General features: G+C 31.7%; 24 protein-coding genes and 1 pseudogene. 1 reads left to right on the top strand and 24 read right to left on the bottom strand.

Going from position 1 to position 15485, the window contains the following annotated elements; genetic code table 4:
• Positions 1-8: 8 nt before the first annotated feature.
• The 20 genes and pseudogenes from rplO to rpsJ all read right to left on the bottom strand — a co-directional run bounded on the left by rplO (position 9) and on the right by rpsJ (position 9514).
• Positions 9-452, bottom strand: coding sequence for a 50S ribosomal protein L15 (gene rplO / locus JJE79_RS00290; RefSeq protein ID WP_222926494.1), 444 nt, complete (start codon positions 450-452; stop codon positions 9-11).
• Between the two features lie 13 nt (positions 453-465).
• Positions 466-1119: a 30S ribosomal protein S5 gene (gene rpsE / locus JJE79_RS00285; protein ID WP_222926493.1), complete on the bottom strand. Its 654-nt coding sequence runs from the start codon at positions 1117-1119 to the stop codon at positions 466-468.
• An 11-nt stretch (positions 1120-1130) separates the two neighbouring features.
• Positions 1131-1490, bottom strand: a complete 360-nt coding sequence (gene rplR / locus JJE79_RS00280) for a 50S ribosomal protein L18 (protein WP_222926491.1) — start codon at positions 1488-1490, stop codon at positions 1131-1133.
• A gap of 6 nt (positions 1491-1496) precedes the next feature.
• Positions 1497-2048 carry a 50S ribosomal protein L6 gene (gene rplF / locus JJE79_RS00275; protein ID WP_222926489.1) on the bottom strand — a complete coding sequence of 184 codons (552 nt, stop codon included), beginning with the start codon at positions 2046-2048 and terminating at the stop codon, positions 1497-1499.
• Between the two features lie 19 nt (positions 2049-2067).
• Positions 2068-2472: a 30S ribosomal protein S8 gene (gene rpsH, locus JJE79_RS00270; RefSeq protein WP_222926812.1), complete on the bottom strand. Its 405-nt coding sequence runs from the start codon at positions 2470-2472 to the stop codon at positions 2068-2070.
• Positions 2473-2489: 17 nt separating this feature from the next.
• A complete protein-coding gene (locus tag JJE79_RS00265) occupies positions 2490-2675 on the bottom strand; it encodes a type Z 30S ribosomal protein S14 (protein ID WP_222926488.1) in 186 nt (61 codons plus the stop codon).
• A gap of 4 nt (positions 2676-2679) precedes the next feature.
• On the bottom strand, positions 2680-3228 hold the full coding sequence (gene rplE, locus JJE79_RS00260; protein WP_370630560.1) for a 50S ribosomal protein L5: 549 nt from the start codon (positions 3226-3228) through the stop codon (positions 2680-2682).
• Entirely contained in the window at positions 3225-3554 is a 330-nt protein-coding gene (rplX, locus tag JJE79_RS00255; RefSeq protein WP_222926484.1) for a 50S ribosomal protein L24, read from the bottom strand. The genes rplE and rplX overlap by 4 nt, the downstream gene beginning before the upstream one ends.
• A 9-nt stretch (positions 3555-3563) precedes the next feature.
• Entirely contained in the window at positions 3564-3938 is a 375-nt protein-coding gene (gene rplN, locus JJE79_RS00250) for a 50S ribosomal protein L14 (RefSeq protein ID WP_222926482.1), read from the bottom strand.
• Between the two features lie 21 nt (positions 3939-3959).
• On the bottom strand, positions 3960-4214 hold the full coding sequence (rpsQ, locus tag JJE79_RS00245; protein ID WP_222926480.1) for a 30S ribosomal protein S17: 255 nt from the start codon (positions 4212-4214) through the stop codon (positions 3960-3962).
• Between the two features lie 3 nt (positions 4215-4217).
• Positions 4218-4676: a 50S ribosomal protein L29 gene (gene rpmC, locus JJE79_RS00240; RefSeq protein ID WP_222926478.1), complete on the bottom strand. Its 459-nt coding sequence runs from the start codon at positions 4674-4676 to the stop codon at positions 4218-4220.
• Positions 4676-5092: a 50S ribosomal protein L16 gene (gene rplP / locus JJE79_RS00235; protein WP_222926477.1), complete on the bottom strand. Its 417-nt coding sequence runs from the start codon at positions 5090-5092 to the stop codon at positions 4676-4678. The genes rpmC and rplP overlap by 1 nt, the downstream gene beginning before the upstream one ends.
• 5 nt (positions 5093-5097) lie before the next feature.
• A complete protein-coding gene (gene rpsC, locus JJE79_RS00230; RefSeq protein ID WP_222926475.1) occupies positions 5098-5874 on the bottom strand; it encodes a 30S ribosomal protein S3 in 777 nt (258 codons plus the stop codon).
• A gap of 104 nt (positions 5875-5978) precedes the next feature.
• Positions 5979-6311, bottom strand: a pseudogene (gene rplV, locus JJE79_RS00225) (50S ribosomal protein L22); the annotation flags it as partial.
• A 14-nt stretch (positions 6312-6325) separates the two neighbouring features.
• Positions 6326-6589, bottom strand: a complete 264-nt coding sequence (rpsS, locus tag JJE79_RS00220; RefSeq protein WP_222926471.1) for a 30S ribosomal protein S19 — start codon at positions 6587-6589, stop codon at positions 6326-6328.
• A gap of 24 nt (positions 6590-6613) precedes the next feature.
• Complete coding sequence (gene rplB / locus JJE79_RS00215; protein ID WP_222926469.1) at positions 6614-7465, bottom strand: 50S ribosomal protein L2; 852 nt, start codon at positions 7463-7465, stop codon at positions 6614-6616.
• Between the two features lie 38 nt (positions 7466-7503).
• Positions 7504-7824 (bottom strand): 50S ribosomal protein L23, encoded by a 321-nt coding sequence (locus JJE79_RS00210; protein WP_222926468.1) that lies wholly within the window; start codon positions 7822-7824, stop codon positions 7504-7506.
• Between the two features lie 2 nt (positions 7825-7826).
• The gene (gene rplD, locus JJE79_RS00205; protein ID WP_222926466.1) at positions 7827-8456 is read right to left on the bottom strand and encodes a 50S ribosomal protein L4; all 630 of its coding nucleotides are present in this window, start codon (positions 8454-8456) and stop codon (positions 7827-7829) included.
• Positions 8457-8482: 26 nt separating this feature from the next.
• Positions 8483-9193 carry a 50S ribosomal protein L3 gene (gene rplC / locus JJE79_RS00200; protein WP_222926464.1) on the bottom strand — a complete coding sequence of 237 codons (711 nt, stop codon included), beginning with the start codon at positions 9191-9193 and terminating at the stop codon, positions 8483-8485.
• 18 nt (positions 9194-9211) lie between these two features.
• Positions 9212-9514, bottom strand: coding sequence for a 30S ribosomal protein S10 (gene rpsJ, locus JJE79_RS00195; RefSeq protein WP_222926462.1), 303 nt, complete (start codon positions 9512-9514; stop codon positions 9212-9214).
• A gap of 251 nt (positions 9515-9765) precedes the next feature.
• On the opposite strand from rpsJ, the gene JJE79_RS00190 reads away from it, so the two are divergent.
• Positions 9766-10674 carry a DUF5378 family protein gene (locus JJE79_RS00190; RefSeq protein WP_222926461.1) on the top strand — a complete coding sequence of 303 codons (909 nt, stop codon included), beginning with the start codon at positions 9766-9768 and terminating at the stop codon, positions 10672-10674.
• A 34-nt stretch (positions 10675-10708) separates the two neighbouring features.
• On the opposite strand, the gene JJE79_RS00185 is transcribed toward JJE79_RS00190, so the two are convergent.
• The 4 genes from JJE79_RS00185 to JJE79_RS00170 are packed head-to-tail and all read right to left on the bottom strand — an operon-like array spanning position 10709 to position 15467.
• The gene (locus tag JJE79_RS00185; protein WP_222926459.1) at positions 10709-11395 is read right to left on the bottom strand and encodes a PhoU domain-containing protein; all 687 of its coding nucleotides are present in this window, start codon (positions 11393-11395) and stop codon (positions 10709-10711) included.
• A 4-nt stretch (positions 11396-11399) separates the two neighbouring features.
• Positions 11400-12377 (bottom strand): phosphate ABC transporter ATP-binding protein PstB, encoded by a 978-nt coding sequence (gene pstB, locus JJE79_RS00180; protein WP_222926458.1) that lies wholly within the window; start codon positions 12375-12377, stop codon positions 11400-11402.
• Positions 12367-14313, bottom strand: coding sequence for a phosphate ABC transporter permease PstA (gene pstA / locus JJE79_RS00175; RefSeq protein ID WP_222926457.1), 1947 nt, complete (start codon positions 14311-14313; stop codon positions 12367-12369). Before pstA ends, pstB begins: the two co-directional genes overlap by 11 nt.
• Complete coding sequence (locus JJE79_RS00170; RefSeq protein WP_222926455.1) at positions 14313-15467, bottom strand: substrate-binding domain-containing protein; 1155 nt, start codon at positions 15465-15467, stop codon at positions 14313-14315. The genes pstA and JJE79_RS00170 overlap by 1 nt, the downstream gene beginning before the upstream one ends.
• Positions 15468-15485 lie beyond the last annotated feature (18 nt).

The following is a 15485-nucleotide window of genomic DNA, read 5'->3' as shown; positions in this document are numbered from 1 at the left end:
TTTTTAGATTAAATTAGTTCAACGCTGCCACCAGCTGCTTGAATTGCTTTTTTGGCACCTTCTGAAATTTTATTGATTTTAACATCAATTTTTTTATCAATCTTATTTCCGATGATTTTTACTGGTTCATTAGTTTTTGAACTAATGATGCCATATTTTACTAAAACTTCACGGTTGATTGATGTTTCTTTTAATCTTTCAAGAACGTCTAGTGAAACTGATAAAGTTTGTTTTCTAAAACCTACAGTTTTAAAACCAAATTTTGGTAAACGTCTGTATAAAGGAGTTTGACCACCTTCAAATCCAGGGCGAGTGTGACCTGATTTACGTGCCTTTTGCCCTTTTTGACCACGACCTGAAGTTTTACCTAAACCAGAACCATGACCACGTCCTACAACTTTAGCTTTGTGGTTTCTTGATTTGGGAGTACTTTTTAATTCATGTAATTTCATTAATTAACTCCTATTATAGATCTTTTAGAGATTTGCCTCGTAATTTGGCAATTTGTTTAGGTGTGTATTGTGATGTAATTCCATCCATAGTTGCGCGCACCATGTTGATTGGTGTGTTTTTACCCATGTTTTTAGTATATACATCACTAAAACCAGCAAGTTCAACCACAGCACGGATTGGACCACCAGCAATAATTCCAGTACCTGAAGGAGCTGGTTTAATTAATACTTTAGCAGCACCTGAACGACCTAATACATCATGGAATAATGTACCGTGTTTGTTGATCGCGATTTTTTGAACGTTGTTTTCTGCCATTTTTAACGCTTTTTTAATGGCGTTAGGAACTTCGAGTGCTTTGGCAATTCCAAAACCAACTCTTCCCTTACGGTCACCCACAACAACTAAGGCACTGAAACGCATTGTACGACCACCTTTAGTGGTTTTTGAAATTCTTGAAATCTTTACGATTTTTTCTTCGAATTCGTTTTTAGTTCTCTTATCGTTTCTGCGTTTGTTACGTTCGTCAGAATTTTTTGAATTATTCTTACGATTGTTTTGGTTGTTACGGTTATTAGAACGATTGTTTGCTTGATTAGCGCTAGGTTTTTTAGCTTCAGCACTATTATTGTTAGCGTTTGGTTTTTTATTTTGTTTGATATCTTCCATAAGTAATTATCCTAGAATTTTAAACCAGCTTTTCTTGCAGCATCAGCTAATGATGCAATTCTTCCGTGATATTTAGAACCACCGTGGTCAAAAGTGATTTCTTCAATCTTTTTATCAAGCAATTTCTTAGCAATATCTGCACCAACTTTTGCTGCGTTTTCTTTATTACCATTTGCTAAATCTAAGCTAACAGAAGAGCTTGAAGCAATGATTTTGTTAGTAGTGAAGTCTCATACTTGTGCTGAAATATGAGCGTTTGATTTCACAACAATCATCACTGGGCGATTATTATCAATTTTACGAACCTTTTTAATCACTCGTTTATGACGCATTTTACGTCTTTGGCTTCGGTTCATATTAACTTGTTTCATAAGTTATTATTTCTTCCCTTCTGCGGTCTTACCAGCTTTACGAATAATTTGTTCGTTAAGGTACAATACACCTTTACCTTTATAAGGTTCTGGCATTCTTCATTTACGAATTTGGATGGCAAATTCACCAACTTTTTGTTTATCAATTCCACTTACTGTAATTTCAGTGTTCTTTTGAACATCGACTTTTAAGTCTTTTGGAATTTCTAAATCGATTGGGTGTGAATATCCTAATTGTAAGTTTAAGATATTACCCTTTAATGCTGCACGATAACCTACACCAACTAGACGTAATTCTTTTTTAAATCCAGAAGTCACGCCGATGATTGCATTTTTAATTAATGCATTGTATGTACCGTGTAACATTTTTGTTTGTTTTAATTCGTTAGCACGACTTAATTTAATGGTATTGTCTTTTAATTCAACACTAATACCACAGTTAGCAGCTAACTTCAGGTCGTATTGACCTAATGGTCCTTTGAATGTTAATAGTTCTTTAGTTTGGTTAATATTAACATTGCTTGGCACTGTAATTAAGCGATTACCAATTCTTGACATAGCTTTTTATTAACCTTTCCTATCAAACATAAGCAAGAACTTCACCACCAATTTTCTTGGCTCTTGCTAATTTATCAGTCATTAAACCTTCGTTAGTTGAAACAATGGCAATTCCTAAACCGTTTAATACTCTTGGTAGTTTATCAGCTGAAACATAAATTCTTAAACCAGGTTTAGAAATTTGTTTAATTCCATTTAGTGAGCTGATGCGGTTTTCATCAAATTTTAATTTAATCTTTAAAATTGATTTTGTTTTTTCTTTATTATCGTAGATTTCATAACCACGAATATAACCTTCATTCAATAGAATGTTTAAGATTGCAACTTTTAATTTTGAAGCTTCTGTTTGAAGTTCTACAATCTTTGCTCGGTTAGCATTATTAATTTTAGTTATGATGTCTGCTACTGGATCAAAATGCATAATTTCTTGTTAACCCCTATCTACCATGATGCTTTCTTAACGCCTGGTAAGCTTCCGTTGTAAGCTAGGTGTCTGAAGCATAAACGACAAATACCGAACTTTCTAAATACAGCGTGTGGTCGGCCACAACGTTTACATCTAGTGTATGCTCTTACCTTAAATTTGGCATGACGTGCTTGTTTAACTTTTAGTGATGTTTTAGCCATTTGTTTATTCCTTAGCCTTAATTAAAGGCATCCCTAATTCTAATAATAATCTGTAGTTTTGTTTGATATCGTTAGATGAAATTACCAATGTTACATCAAAACCACGAATCTTTTTAACATTATCATAGATAATTTCAGGGAAGATAATTTGTTCTTTAATCCCTAATGTGTAATTACCTTGACTATCAAAAGCTTTGTTAGATAGACCTCTGAAGTCTCTTACACGAGGTAGTGCAATGTTAATTAGTTTTTCTAAGAAGTTTCACATTTTTTCACCTCTTAGAGTTACTTTACAACCAATTGCTTGACCTTGACGGATTTTGAATGAAGCGTTAGATGAGTGAGCTTTGGTAATTACTGGTTTTTGACCACTAATTGCTTGTAATTCAGCTTGTGCTAGTTCTAAAAGTTTTGCATCTTTTGTCGCATCACCAACACCCATGTTGATTACGATTTTTTCGATCTTAGGAACTTGCATTACTGATGAAAGTGCAAATTCTTTTTGTAATAATGGAACGATCTGATTCTTATATTTAGTTTTTAAATTCATTATTGACCACCTACAAGATTATTTGTTTTACGAGATAATCGAACTTTTCTATTTGTTTTTGGATCGATTCCATACTTAACTTTAGTTGCTTTAACTTCTTTAGCTTTAAGGTCTAATAAAGCCAAGTTAGATAAGTGGATTGGTGCTTCTTTTTCAATAATTCCACCTTTTTGGTTTTGAGCATCTTGTTTAGCATGGCGTTTTACCATGTTGATACCTTCAACAATTGCACGTTGTTCTTTAATAAATACTTGTAAGACAATTCCTGATTTTTGTTTGTGCTTACCAGCAATTACAACAACCTTATCACCTTTTTTGATTCTTTGCATCTTTAACTCCTATAAAACTTCACTCGCTAAAGAAACGATACGGTTGAAACCTTTTTCACGTAATTCACGTGCTACTGGACCAAAAATCCGAGTTCCTCTTGGGGTGAAATCCTCACGGTTTTTGATGATCACACAAGCATTATCATCAAATGAAAGGTGAGTTCCGTCTTTTCTTTGAGCACCTTTTTTAGTTCTAACAATTACAGCAAATAAAACTTGACCTTTTTTTACTGTACCTGATGGAATTGCGTCTTTAACTGAAACTACTACAATGTCGCCAACAGAAGCGTATCTTCTTTTAGAACCATTTAAAACTTTAATTACTCCAACTTCGCGTGCACCGGTATTATCAGCCACGTTTAGTCTTGTCATAAATTGAATCATAAGTTGAATTCTCCTGTTAAACTATTTAGCACGTTCTAGAATTTTTGAAATTCTTCAACGTTTTGTTGCTGATAAAGGACGAGTTTCCATAATTAAAACTTTATCACCAACTTTGGCTACATTTTCACCATCGTTATGAACGTGGTATTTTTTGTGTGAAATCACTAACTTGTGATAAAGTGGGTGTTGATTTTTTGATTCAACCTTTACTGTTGCAGTTTTTTGCATTTTATCACTTACAACTACACCCATTAAGACTTTTCTTGAATTACGCATATTCTATCCTTTTTTCTTTGATTTAGCTTTAATTTGTTTTTTATCTTTTGGTGTGTTTTTAGTTACTGCTTCAGCTTTTTTAGTTGCTCTTACTTTCTTAGCTTTTGGTTCTGGTTTTGGAGCAGCTTTAACTTTTTCAGCATTAGCTAAACGTTTTTCTTTGTTTTGCTTAGCTTTTTGGGTTTTTAGTTCTTTAAGTTTCTTTAATGATTCTTTGATTTCATTTTGTTTGTTTTTTTCTTTAACAAAACTTGAAACCATCGCATTAATATTAACTTTAACATCACGCTCAGTTAAGATTGTTAGCACACGTGCTAATGTTTGTCTTGTTTCTTTAATGATGTGAGTTTTATCTAATTCACCTTGAGCTAATTTAAAGCGGTACTCTAATAAACGACCTTTAAGTTGAGTTACTAATTGAATTAGTTCTTCGTTGGTTTTTGCTCTAAGTTCTTTGTTCATTATTGAACCCCTTCTCTAGCAACAATTTTTCATGTAACACCTAATTTATGACCAGCTCTTGTTAAAGCTTCTTTCATTTGTGCTACTGGTAGGTTAGCTACTTCAAACATAACAGTTCCTTGTTTGACAACAGCCACTCAGAATTCTGGGTTACCTTTCCCTGAACCCATTCTCACCTCTAATGGTTTTTTGGTTTTAGACATGTGTGGGAAGATTCTAATTCACATCTTACCAGTTTTACCAAGGTGTTTTGAAATCGCGATACGAGCACTTTCAATTTGACGTGAATCAATTCAAGCACCACTAGTCGCCATGATTCCGTATTCACCAAAAGCAACATAAGAATTACCTTTAGCTTTTCCTTCATAACTTACATTATGAGGCTTTCTGTATTTAGTACGTTTCGGTTGTAACATGTCACTTACTCCTTAGCGGGTTGGTTTTGTTGAGGTTTTTGTTGTTTGTGTTTTTGATCTCTTGATTTGTTAAAGTGTCTTCTCTTGTGATCAAAATCACTACCTTTTGGTTTAATGATGTGGATTTGTTTTTTGTAGAAATCTTTTCCAAAGATTTCACCACGGTTAATTCACACCTTAACACCGATTACACCATAAGACATGTGAGCTTCTTCTAGTGCGTAGTCAATATCACTTCTTAAAGTAGATAGTGGCATGTTTCCTTCGATGTACATTTTGTCACGAGCAATTTCAACCCCGTTTAATCGCCCTGAAACTAATACTTTAATTCCTTTACCACCAGATTTAAGAACACGTTTAAGTGCTTGACGCATTGCAGTTCTTAATGGTGTTCTGTTTTGGATAGCATCAGCTAGTTCTCTAGCTACTACTTTCGCACTTAATGCTGGGTTACCAACTTCAAGCACATCAACATCAACTTTAATCTTACGACCAACAATTTTATTAATTGCTAATACGATGGTTTTGATGTTAGCAGCTTCTTTACCTAAAACAATACCTGGTTGAGAAGCATAGATGAATACACGAATTGAAGTTTGTGTTCTTTCAATTTCAATGTTAGAAATGTAAGCATTGTGGTATTTTTGGAATAAGTAATTTCTTACTTTTTCATCTTGAACAATTCAATCACCTGTTTGTTGGTTTGTTTTAGCTACTCAACGAGATTGTCAGTTCTTATTAATCCCAAATCTAAGACCGTTTGAGTTTACTTTTTGACCCATATTTATTTTTTGTCTCCGCTAACTGATTGCTTGTGTTTGTTTTGTCCAGCAACACGTTTTTTAAGTCTGTTTTTAATTGCTTCTACTTCTAATTTACGTTCATTTTTATCATCTGATAGTTTGATTACGAAATTAGTTGATCGTTTTCTGATCATATCAGCTGAACCCTTAGCTCTTGGTAAAGTTCTTTTAAGGGTTGGACCTTGGTTTGCTACTACTTCATAAACATAAAGTTTATCAGCTAACATTGCGTGGTTGTTTGTAGCATTAGCAATTACTGAGTTAAGTAATTTTAAGATGATACGAGCACCTTTTTTATCAGTATTAACTAAGATGTTTTGCGCTTCAATAATTGATTTATTCTTAATCAATTGACAAACTAAGCGTGCTTTTTGGGGTGAGATACGAACCCTGTTTTGTCTTGCAATAGCGATCATTTTTAATTATGCTCCTATCTGTTAGAACTGTGTCCTTTAAATGTTCTTGTTGGAGAGAATTCACCTAACTTATGACCTACCATATCTTCAGTTACATAAACATTGATGAATTTTTTACCATTATGAACTGCAAAAGTATGACCGACAAAATCAGGGAAAATCGTACTTCTTCTAGATCAAGTTTTAATAATTTTCTTTTTTTGTTGTGCGTTCATTTCAGTTACTTTTTTTAGTAAGCTAGCTTCAACATACGCACCCTTTTTAGAACTACGTGACATTAATTAATTAAGCCTTTCATTTGTCTATTTTGAGTTTCTTCTACGAATAATTAAATTTGTAGATGATTTCTTATTGTTTCTGGTCTTAACACCCATGTGTCTTTTACCTCATGGAGTTCTTGGAGCATCACGACCAACTGGGCTACGACCTTCACCACCACCGTGAGGGTGATCGTTAGGGTTCATGGCAGAACCACGAACTGTCGGTCTAATCCCTTTGTGTCTGCTAGTACCTGCTTTACCTAGTAATACAAGGTTGTGATCTTGGTTTGAAACGATACCAACAACAGCACGACAATTCTTTAAGAATTTTCTAGTTTCACCAGATGATAATTTAAGAATGATGTATTTACCAGTTTCATCATTACCTAAGATTTGTGCGTAAGTTCCAGCACTTCTAGCAATTTGACCACCTTTTTTAGGTGTCATTTCGATGTTGTGAACCATTGAACCTTCAGGAATGAATTCAAGAGGCATACAGTTACCAATCTTGATATCAACAGCTTCTGAAGATGAAACGATCTTATCACCAACTTTAATACCATCAGGAGCTAGGATATAAGATTTATATCCGTTTTCGTATGCTACTAATGAAATGAAAGCACTTCTGTTTGGATCGTATTCAATTGATTTAATTGTTCCGATTTTGTTATCGTGTAGGTTTCTCTTAAAATCAATAATTCTGTATTTTCTTTTAGAACCACCACCTCGGTGTCTTACAGTAATTTTACCTTGGTTGTTTCTTCCTGAATTTTTCTTTTTCTTAGCGATTAAAGATTTTAGAGGAGAATCAGTAGTTAAGACTTTTTTATAGTCAATTGCGATCTTGTGGTGAATCCCACTGTTTGATCTGTTTGTTATTTTTTTAATCGGCATAACTGCTTATTTATTTCCTTCTGCTTTGCGCCTGATAATTATTTTTTAGCTTCTTCTTTGGTTTCTTGTTTCTCACCAGTGATTGCCACTTCAACTCCAAATGGAACTGTGATGATAGCAATTTTTTCTAAACGTGAATAACCTGGTTTTTGTGTTCCTGTGCGAATTCTTGCTGGTTTTTTAGTTTTTGTATTAACAGCAGTTGGAGTTACTCCATAGATCGCTTGAAAAGCTTGTTTAATGTAATGTTTGTTAGCTTTTGGATTTACTAGAAAAGTGTATTTCTTAGGTTCTGACATTAAGTCATTGTAAGTCTTTTCAGTAAGCACTGGTTTAATAAGTACGTCTGTAATTTGCATGATTAGTTCAGCCTTTCAACTCAATTGTTAATTGCGCTTTTCTGTGCTAATACGCAATTTGCGTTAATTAAATCTCTTACTGATACTTGGTTTCATAATTTGTATGAAACATTTGGTAAGTTAGCACTTGATTTTTCAAGGTTTTCGTTCTTTTCAAAAGCAACGATTAATACTTTTTTGTTAAGGTTTAATTTCTTTAATAAAGCTGAAATTGCTTTTGTACTTGGTTTGTCTTGCTTGATAGCATCAACTAGACCTAATAATTCTTGGTTATTAACTTTTGAAGTAATAGCTGATTTGAAAGCTAATGAACTTACTTTTTTATTAACTTTGATTTTGTAGTTTCTAGTTGGTTTAGGACCAAACGCAATACCACCACCTACATAGTGAGGGTTACGAATCGAACCTTGTCTAGCACGACCAGTGTGTTTTTGTTGGTAAGGTTTTTTACCACCCCCACTTACTTCACCTTTTTTAAGAGTTGAGTGGGTTCCTTGGATTTGTGATAAGTTTTCAGCTAAGATTGCATCAAAGATTGCTTGCTTGTGCACTTCGCTGACAAGAAGTTTTTGATTTAGATCGATTTCTTCTTGTACATTACCAGATAAATCGAATAATTTTATTTTAGACATCTTATTGTACTTTCCTTAAATTGAAATTATTCTTGTGTTTGTTCTGCAGCTGGTTTGCTAGCAGCTTTGTTCATTAATAATTTGTAAGAAATAACTTTGTTTGGGTTTTTCTTTGAAGTTGAGATTCTTACTTTTGCATTGTTTGGACCTGGGATTGCTCCTGAGATCATTACTGAATTTACTTCTGGTAAGAAACCAACGATTGATAAGTTTTGAATTGTAACAAGTTCATGACCGTAGTGCCCTGACATCTTTTTACCTTTCATAACTCTTTGTGCTTGTGACCCCCCACGACCAGCTTGAACTGAACCTTGGAATCTGTGTGGGTATCCAGCACCGTGTCCCTTAGAACCGATCTTGAAGTTTCAACGCTTAATAGCACCAGTAAATCCACGACCTTTAGTTTTTGCTTGAACATCAACTACTTGACCTTGTTGGAATAAGTCTTCAACTTTTAGTAAGTCTCCAACATTGTGTCCAACCATGCCGCGAATTTCTTCTAGGTATTTGTAATTATTTGTGTTGGCTTTTTTGAATTGACCTAATTGTGGTTTGTTTAGGTTCTTTTCGTGAGTTTCATTAAATCCAAGTTGGATTGCGTCATATCCATCTTTTTCTTTTGTTTTAACGCTAATTACTTGGTTAGGTTCAACCTTTACTACAGTAACAGGAATCAGACGTCCATTTTCTTCGAACACCTGAGTCATTCCAACTTTAGTTCCGAATATTCCTTTCATTATTGATTATTCTCCTCTTTATAAATAAATACGTAGTTCAACACCAGAAGGAATTACAAAACGTTTTAGTTTTTGAATTGTCTCGTCCTTAAGATCTTTAATGATGATTAAACGCTTGTGAGTTCTTCTTTCGAATTGTTCTCTTGAAGCTTTATCAACGTGTGGAGAACGAATAATTGTAAATACTTCTTTTTTAGTTGGTAATGGGATTGGACCAGAAAGTTTTGATCCTGTTTCTTTTACGATTTCAAAAATCTTTTTAGCTGATTGGTCTAACAATCTGCTGTCATAAGATTTTAGTTTAATTCTTATTTCTTTCATTTGTTGCCTTATATTTTAATTTATATAACGCTCAAGAAAAGTTACCTGATACTGGACAACAGTTTATGGTGTATCAGCAATCTTTCCAGAAGCTTAACTCGTATATTATAACAGATAAATTTATTTTAGTCTTTTACTTTTAATTTAAAAATAAATGGCTATAATAACATAGTTTAAATATAGAGATTTTATTTGTCTATAAATCCTTAAATATAAAATAAGGATAATAATTAATATTAAAAATAGTCAAAATGCAACTAGGTACCATTTTGATGATCGTTACAAGCCTTTGGTTTATAGCAGTCATCGCATCTTCAGCTTACTTTAAGCGACTTGAAAATAAATTTTGATTTTGATTTGTCGTTGGAGCAGCAATGTTCTTTTACATGTTTTTTGCAAGACAAATTCAATTCGTTATTCCTGGATTTAACGACTCATGAGAAAATAGCCCGACAGGAGTTTCATTAAGACATTCACGTTTATTGTTATTAGATATCTGCCCGTTCTTCTCTATTTTTGGTGGATTAGCTTTAATGAGTATTAAAGATAAAAAACTTGTTAGAGCAGCCGCTCCAATTGCTACTTTTGGCGGATTAATTACTTTATACGGTGAATTATTCAGATTAGCAAATCAATATAATACAGATGCAGCAACAGCATGAAAATGAATCTTCCTAGGTGATGGAAATGACCAAATTTACTTCATGTTGCACGTTATGACAACATCAGTTGGTTTAATGTTGATTTGTTGAACAACAAACTGAAGTTGAAAAGACTTAGGTCACCAATGAATGTTTGTAAGTTCTTATTCAGTTTATGTATTAGTTTGCATTAATTTAGACCTTAAGATTTTAGGAAACTCAACAGGATTACTCCCAACTGACTGAGCTCCTGGCGGCGAATATCAATCAGTTGCTAAGATTTTAGGATTTAAAGGTGATCGTTATTGAGATGTTGTTCCAGTTGGTATCACATTATCAATGGTGGCAATCAATTTACTTTGAGGAATTCGTTACGGATTACAACAAATCTATCGCAACAAAATTCAACCTCGAATGAAAAACGAAAACAAAAATAAAATCAATTTTAAAGATTGATACAAACAAATTAAATATTCAGTTTTAACTATAAGAAGCGGGAAACAAAAAAGTGTTGATTAGTTCAACACTTTTTTTATTGTTTTTCTCGTAAATTTTAAAGTTTTTTATCAAAAAAGAATGATGATTCTTTAATATAAACAAAGTATTCAATAATATTAACTAAATGATCGTTAATTCTTTCAATGTTTTTGATTGTTAAGATCATGTCAATTAATAGGTTTAATTGCAATTCATCATCTGAATTTAAATCATATTGTCTAAATTGTTTTAAATATCTTTTGTATTTAGATTCAAACTCTTGTTGTCTGATGTCAGCAAACTTATAAGTGTCTTCTGCTTCGTTTTCTTTAAGATGATTAACTACATCAATGTAGTTTTGCAATGCACTTTGTTGTAAATCAATAATAACTTCTAGTTTTTTATCAGATATATTCTTATTTTTCATTAAGAATTTAGCCACATTATTAGCATAATCACAAATACGTTCTATGTCATTTGATGATGAAATGATTGCAATGATAAATCTTAGGTGTGATGCTTGTGGTTGTTCTTTTGAAATTATTCAAGTTGAATCATCTAATAAGTCAGCTTGTTTAATGTTTGAAATCTTTTCCATTTCAAAGATTTCATTCAAAATATCTTCGTAATTTTCTTTTTTTAAATACTTATTTAAAGCTAATAATAAATGCTCATGGATTTTAATTCCATGATCAATATATTCGTAAAATTTATTAATTAATTCTTGTTCTGAATACTTTAATGATTTATAGTTTCTTGACATCTTATTACCCGATTCTACCGTTGATATAATCTTTTGTTTTTTCGTTTTTTGGTTGTGTAAAGATCTGTTTTGTTGTGCCTTGTTCTAATACTTTTCCTTCATAGAAAAAGATTGTTTCATCACTAACTCTTTGTGCTTGCGCCATTGAGTGGGTAACAATTACAATTGAGTATGTTTTTTTAAGTTTATGAATTAAGATTTCGATTTTATTTGTAGCAATTGGATCTAATGCAGAAGTTGGTTCGTCCATTAATAAAACATCAGGTTTTAAAGCAATTGCTCTAGCAATTGATAAACGTTGTTGTTGACCACCTGATAATCCGTGAGCTGATTGATATAAAATGTCTTTTACATCATCCCATAAAGCAGCTCCTTCTAAGGATTCTTTAACAATTTGATCAATTTCTGCTTTATTTTTCATTCCATGAGATTTTAAAGCAAAGGCAATATTTTCATAAATTGATAAAGAAAAAGGCGTTGGTTTTTGGAATACCATTCCAACCTTAGATCTTAATTCTAATTCAGGTAATGTCTTAGAATAAATGTTTTTAGATAAGAAAAAGATACTTCCTTTTTTAATTATTCCATCAGTTAAATCGTGCATTCGGTTTAAAGAACGAATGAATGTTGATTTACCACAACCAGACGGTCCAATTAGTGCTGTAACTTTATTTTTCTTAATATTGACATTAAGATCTTTTAAAGCGTGTTTAGAGCCATTGTTGTATCAAAGATTAAAATTATCTACTTCAAAAATATTGTCAAAATTATAGTCTTCTTTAAAGTGAATTAAATTAGGATCTTTATTGTTATATAAAATCTTATAACGTTTAATTTTTGCGGTAATTTCGACTAATTTTGCTTCATCATTTAATTTAATTACTTCTTTTTTTTGAGCAATTAAATTCTTAATTTTTTCTTTGTATTCAGCTTTCTTTTTTAAATACAATTCTTTTGTTTTTGGATCTATTTTATTTTTCATAATTAGCACTAATTTTGTTCTTTCTTTTCTTTAATTTATCCATCCACATGGATATCTTATATTTGTTTTTAAAGATATAAGGAATAAACAGATTGCTTATCAATATAAAGAAGAATATCAACATAATTGACATAAAGGCGGCTTCAAACATAACATTTTGAGCATTAGCTGATGTTGAGAATAATTGAGCATATATTCTTACGGTTAATGTTTGTCCTCATAGTCCTAAACTGAAATGGTTAGAAGAAGATAGCCCAGCAGTAATATAAAGTGGTGCAGTTTCAGCTAAAATACGTGAAATTGTTAAGATAATGCTGCTTAAAATCTCTTCTGTTACTTGGGGCAAGATGATTTTTAAAATTGTTTCTGATCTTGATATTCCCAATGCATACGATGCTTCTCTAATTGAGTTTGGCACTGATGATAATGCTTGTTGTAACATTCTAATAAATGAAGGGATAATAACTAATGAAATTGTTAAAATTCCAGCAATCATTGAGTTAGATGAAGCACCACCAATAGCTAATCCTAATGTTTGAATAAAGAAGGTTAATCCAAAAATCCCAAATAAGATTGATGGCGTTGATCCCAATGCGTCTATTAAGAATAAAATTATTGTTTTTAACCGTTTATTTCGTGCATATTCATTAATATAGATTGCAACTAATAATGATATTGGGAATGATATTAAGATACCAAAAAAGATGATTACTAATGTGTTAACTGTTGCTCTTCCAGTTGAATCTGCTGCAAAAGAAGTTATTGTTTGATCTGGACTGAAAATAGCTATCACGCCATAATAGAATGTGTATAAAAGAATTCATAATATGAATCCTAAGCACAATCCAACGCATAAAAACTCAATAAACAGGCGATAAAAATCGTAGATTTTTGTTCTTATTGTGTTTTTATGAGTTTTAAAAAAATTAGATGATCTTTTGTTTAAGTTAATTAAGTAAGCAAATGATGCATAAATTTTATTGGGAACAAATAAAATTATGTTCGCAATAAATGTTTCAACTTTGATTACTCATGGGTATTTCTTTTTAGTAGAACTTCTGTTGATAAATAAAACAAAAACGTTAATTAATATCGTAAAAATGAATAAAATTAAGCCAAATAAATATAAAACACTTCTTAAATTTTCTGATCCATTTTCAGCAAAAAAGTTATAAGAAATAATTGCCCCGATTGTCTTTAATCCTGATTGAATAAATTCAGCAAAATCACTATTACTTATTAGGTTGTAATTTTGTGATGTCAGAATAAAGTTTAATGCCATCGATTCACTAATAGCACGAGATAATCCAATTAATAAAGAAACATAAATTCCGTTTTTAGCTTCTTTTTTAAAGATTTTATAGATTGATTTAGTTTTTGTAGTCCCCAGAGCAATAGAAGCAGACAATAAATCAATACTTACACTTTCTAACGAATTGTAGCTCATTGCCACTATTGTCGGAATAATCATGAAAGTAAGCATTATTATTGCTGTAATCAAATTTCATGATGTTTTGGTATTAAAGATTAATTGAATTACATTTCCTAACGAACTAGCAGCAAATAATCCAAAAACAACGGAAGGAATACCAGCAAGAATATTAATTACTATCCTAAATACTCTTGCAAGCTTCTTTTTAAGCCTAAATTTGATAAATATCGCAGTATTTACACCAATTGGTGCAGCAATCAATAACGATATAAAAGTAACAAATAATGTAACTGCTAACGGACTTCAAACACCAGCTTTTTGTTCAACTAAATTGAATTCTAATCTAAAAATGCTTTCACCATAACTTTGTCATCCAGGAATTGATTGATAAACAATAAAACCAAAAACTCCTATGAAGCTTAAAGCAAACAATCAAGCAACAACAAAAGATAAGGTTTTAAAGCTTGTGCTTTTTATTTTTTTTATCTTACCAATATCTAACATTAAAACTCAACTCCAAATCTAACTGGTTTAAATGAATAGTCACTAACTCAAAACTTATTTTCATTATTAGTTATTAAATCATTTACTGATTGATTTTGTGTATCTTCATCTAATAAAAACATTTGCTTTAATTCATCATCATTCAATTGAATTAATCCTTGTTTTTTGTATGCTTGTTTTATTTCTTCTGATTGCTCAAAATTTGAAGAAAAAACGGCAAATTTGATAAATTCTTTAATTGAATTTAGTTTATTAACATCGTTTTTATTTAATGAAAAAACTATGTTGTAAGGTCTAACTCATTGATAATCATTTGAAGCAACAGTTTCTAATGTTGGAACAACTACATCGTCCTTTTTATAATTCATGATTTCAAAGCCATCATCATGAATTGTTTTGATATTGTTCATAATATAACCTAATGATAAATAAGTTATTGATCCATCTAATTTAGCATTAGCTTGGAAGTTTTTATATGCTTCAACATTAGATTCACCTGTTGTTATCGTGTTATATCCATAATCAATTGAACCTTGCAACGTTTTTAGAGTTTTATTATCTAAATCATGCTCATCAATTAAATTTGAGTTTTCTAAGAATGCTTCTGCAGTTCCTGATACAGAAGCTCCACCGCTTCTAGCAAACGGCGTTAAATTAACATCACCTAATGATGCATCACCAAAATAAAAGTCAGATAATGAAACTGCTTCATGACCAGCGAAAGCATCATAAAGTTTGGAAATATTATGACTATCTATATAAAAGTCTTTATTATCTAAATCTTTGGGTTTTTTATAAATTAATGCAATAGCGTCTTTTGCTAATGTTACAGTTTTAATTCCGTCTTCTTCTCATTGCTTAGAAAACGATTCATTAGCTGTAATTTGACCTCTTGGACTTCGAGATACATTCCCAATATTTGTAGTGCCATCAAGCACGCCAGTAATACCAGAAGAGCTCCCACCAGCCTGAACTGAGATCTCTACTGCATGTTTTTTTGCATATATTGAAGATAAATCATTTAAAAAGGGCTGCACTGATGATGACCCTTTTGTGTTAATAACAACTATATCTAATGAACAAGAACTCATTAAAGAAGTTAGTGAAACTACTGAAAAAAATAATGCTATTTTCTTCCTAATATGATGTTTCATTTTTTATATCTTCTATCA

Source organism: Mycoplasma sp. E35C (genome assembly GCF_019873825.1).
Taxonomy (GTDB): Bacteria; Bacillota_I; Bacilli_A; order Mycoplasmatales; family Mycoplasmoidaceae; genus Mycoplasmoides.
Note: the sequence above shows the minus strand (reverse complement) of the source record. Positions and strands in the feature narration are given on the sequence as shown.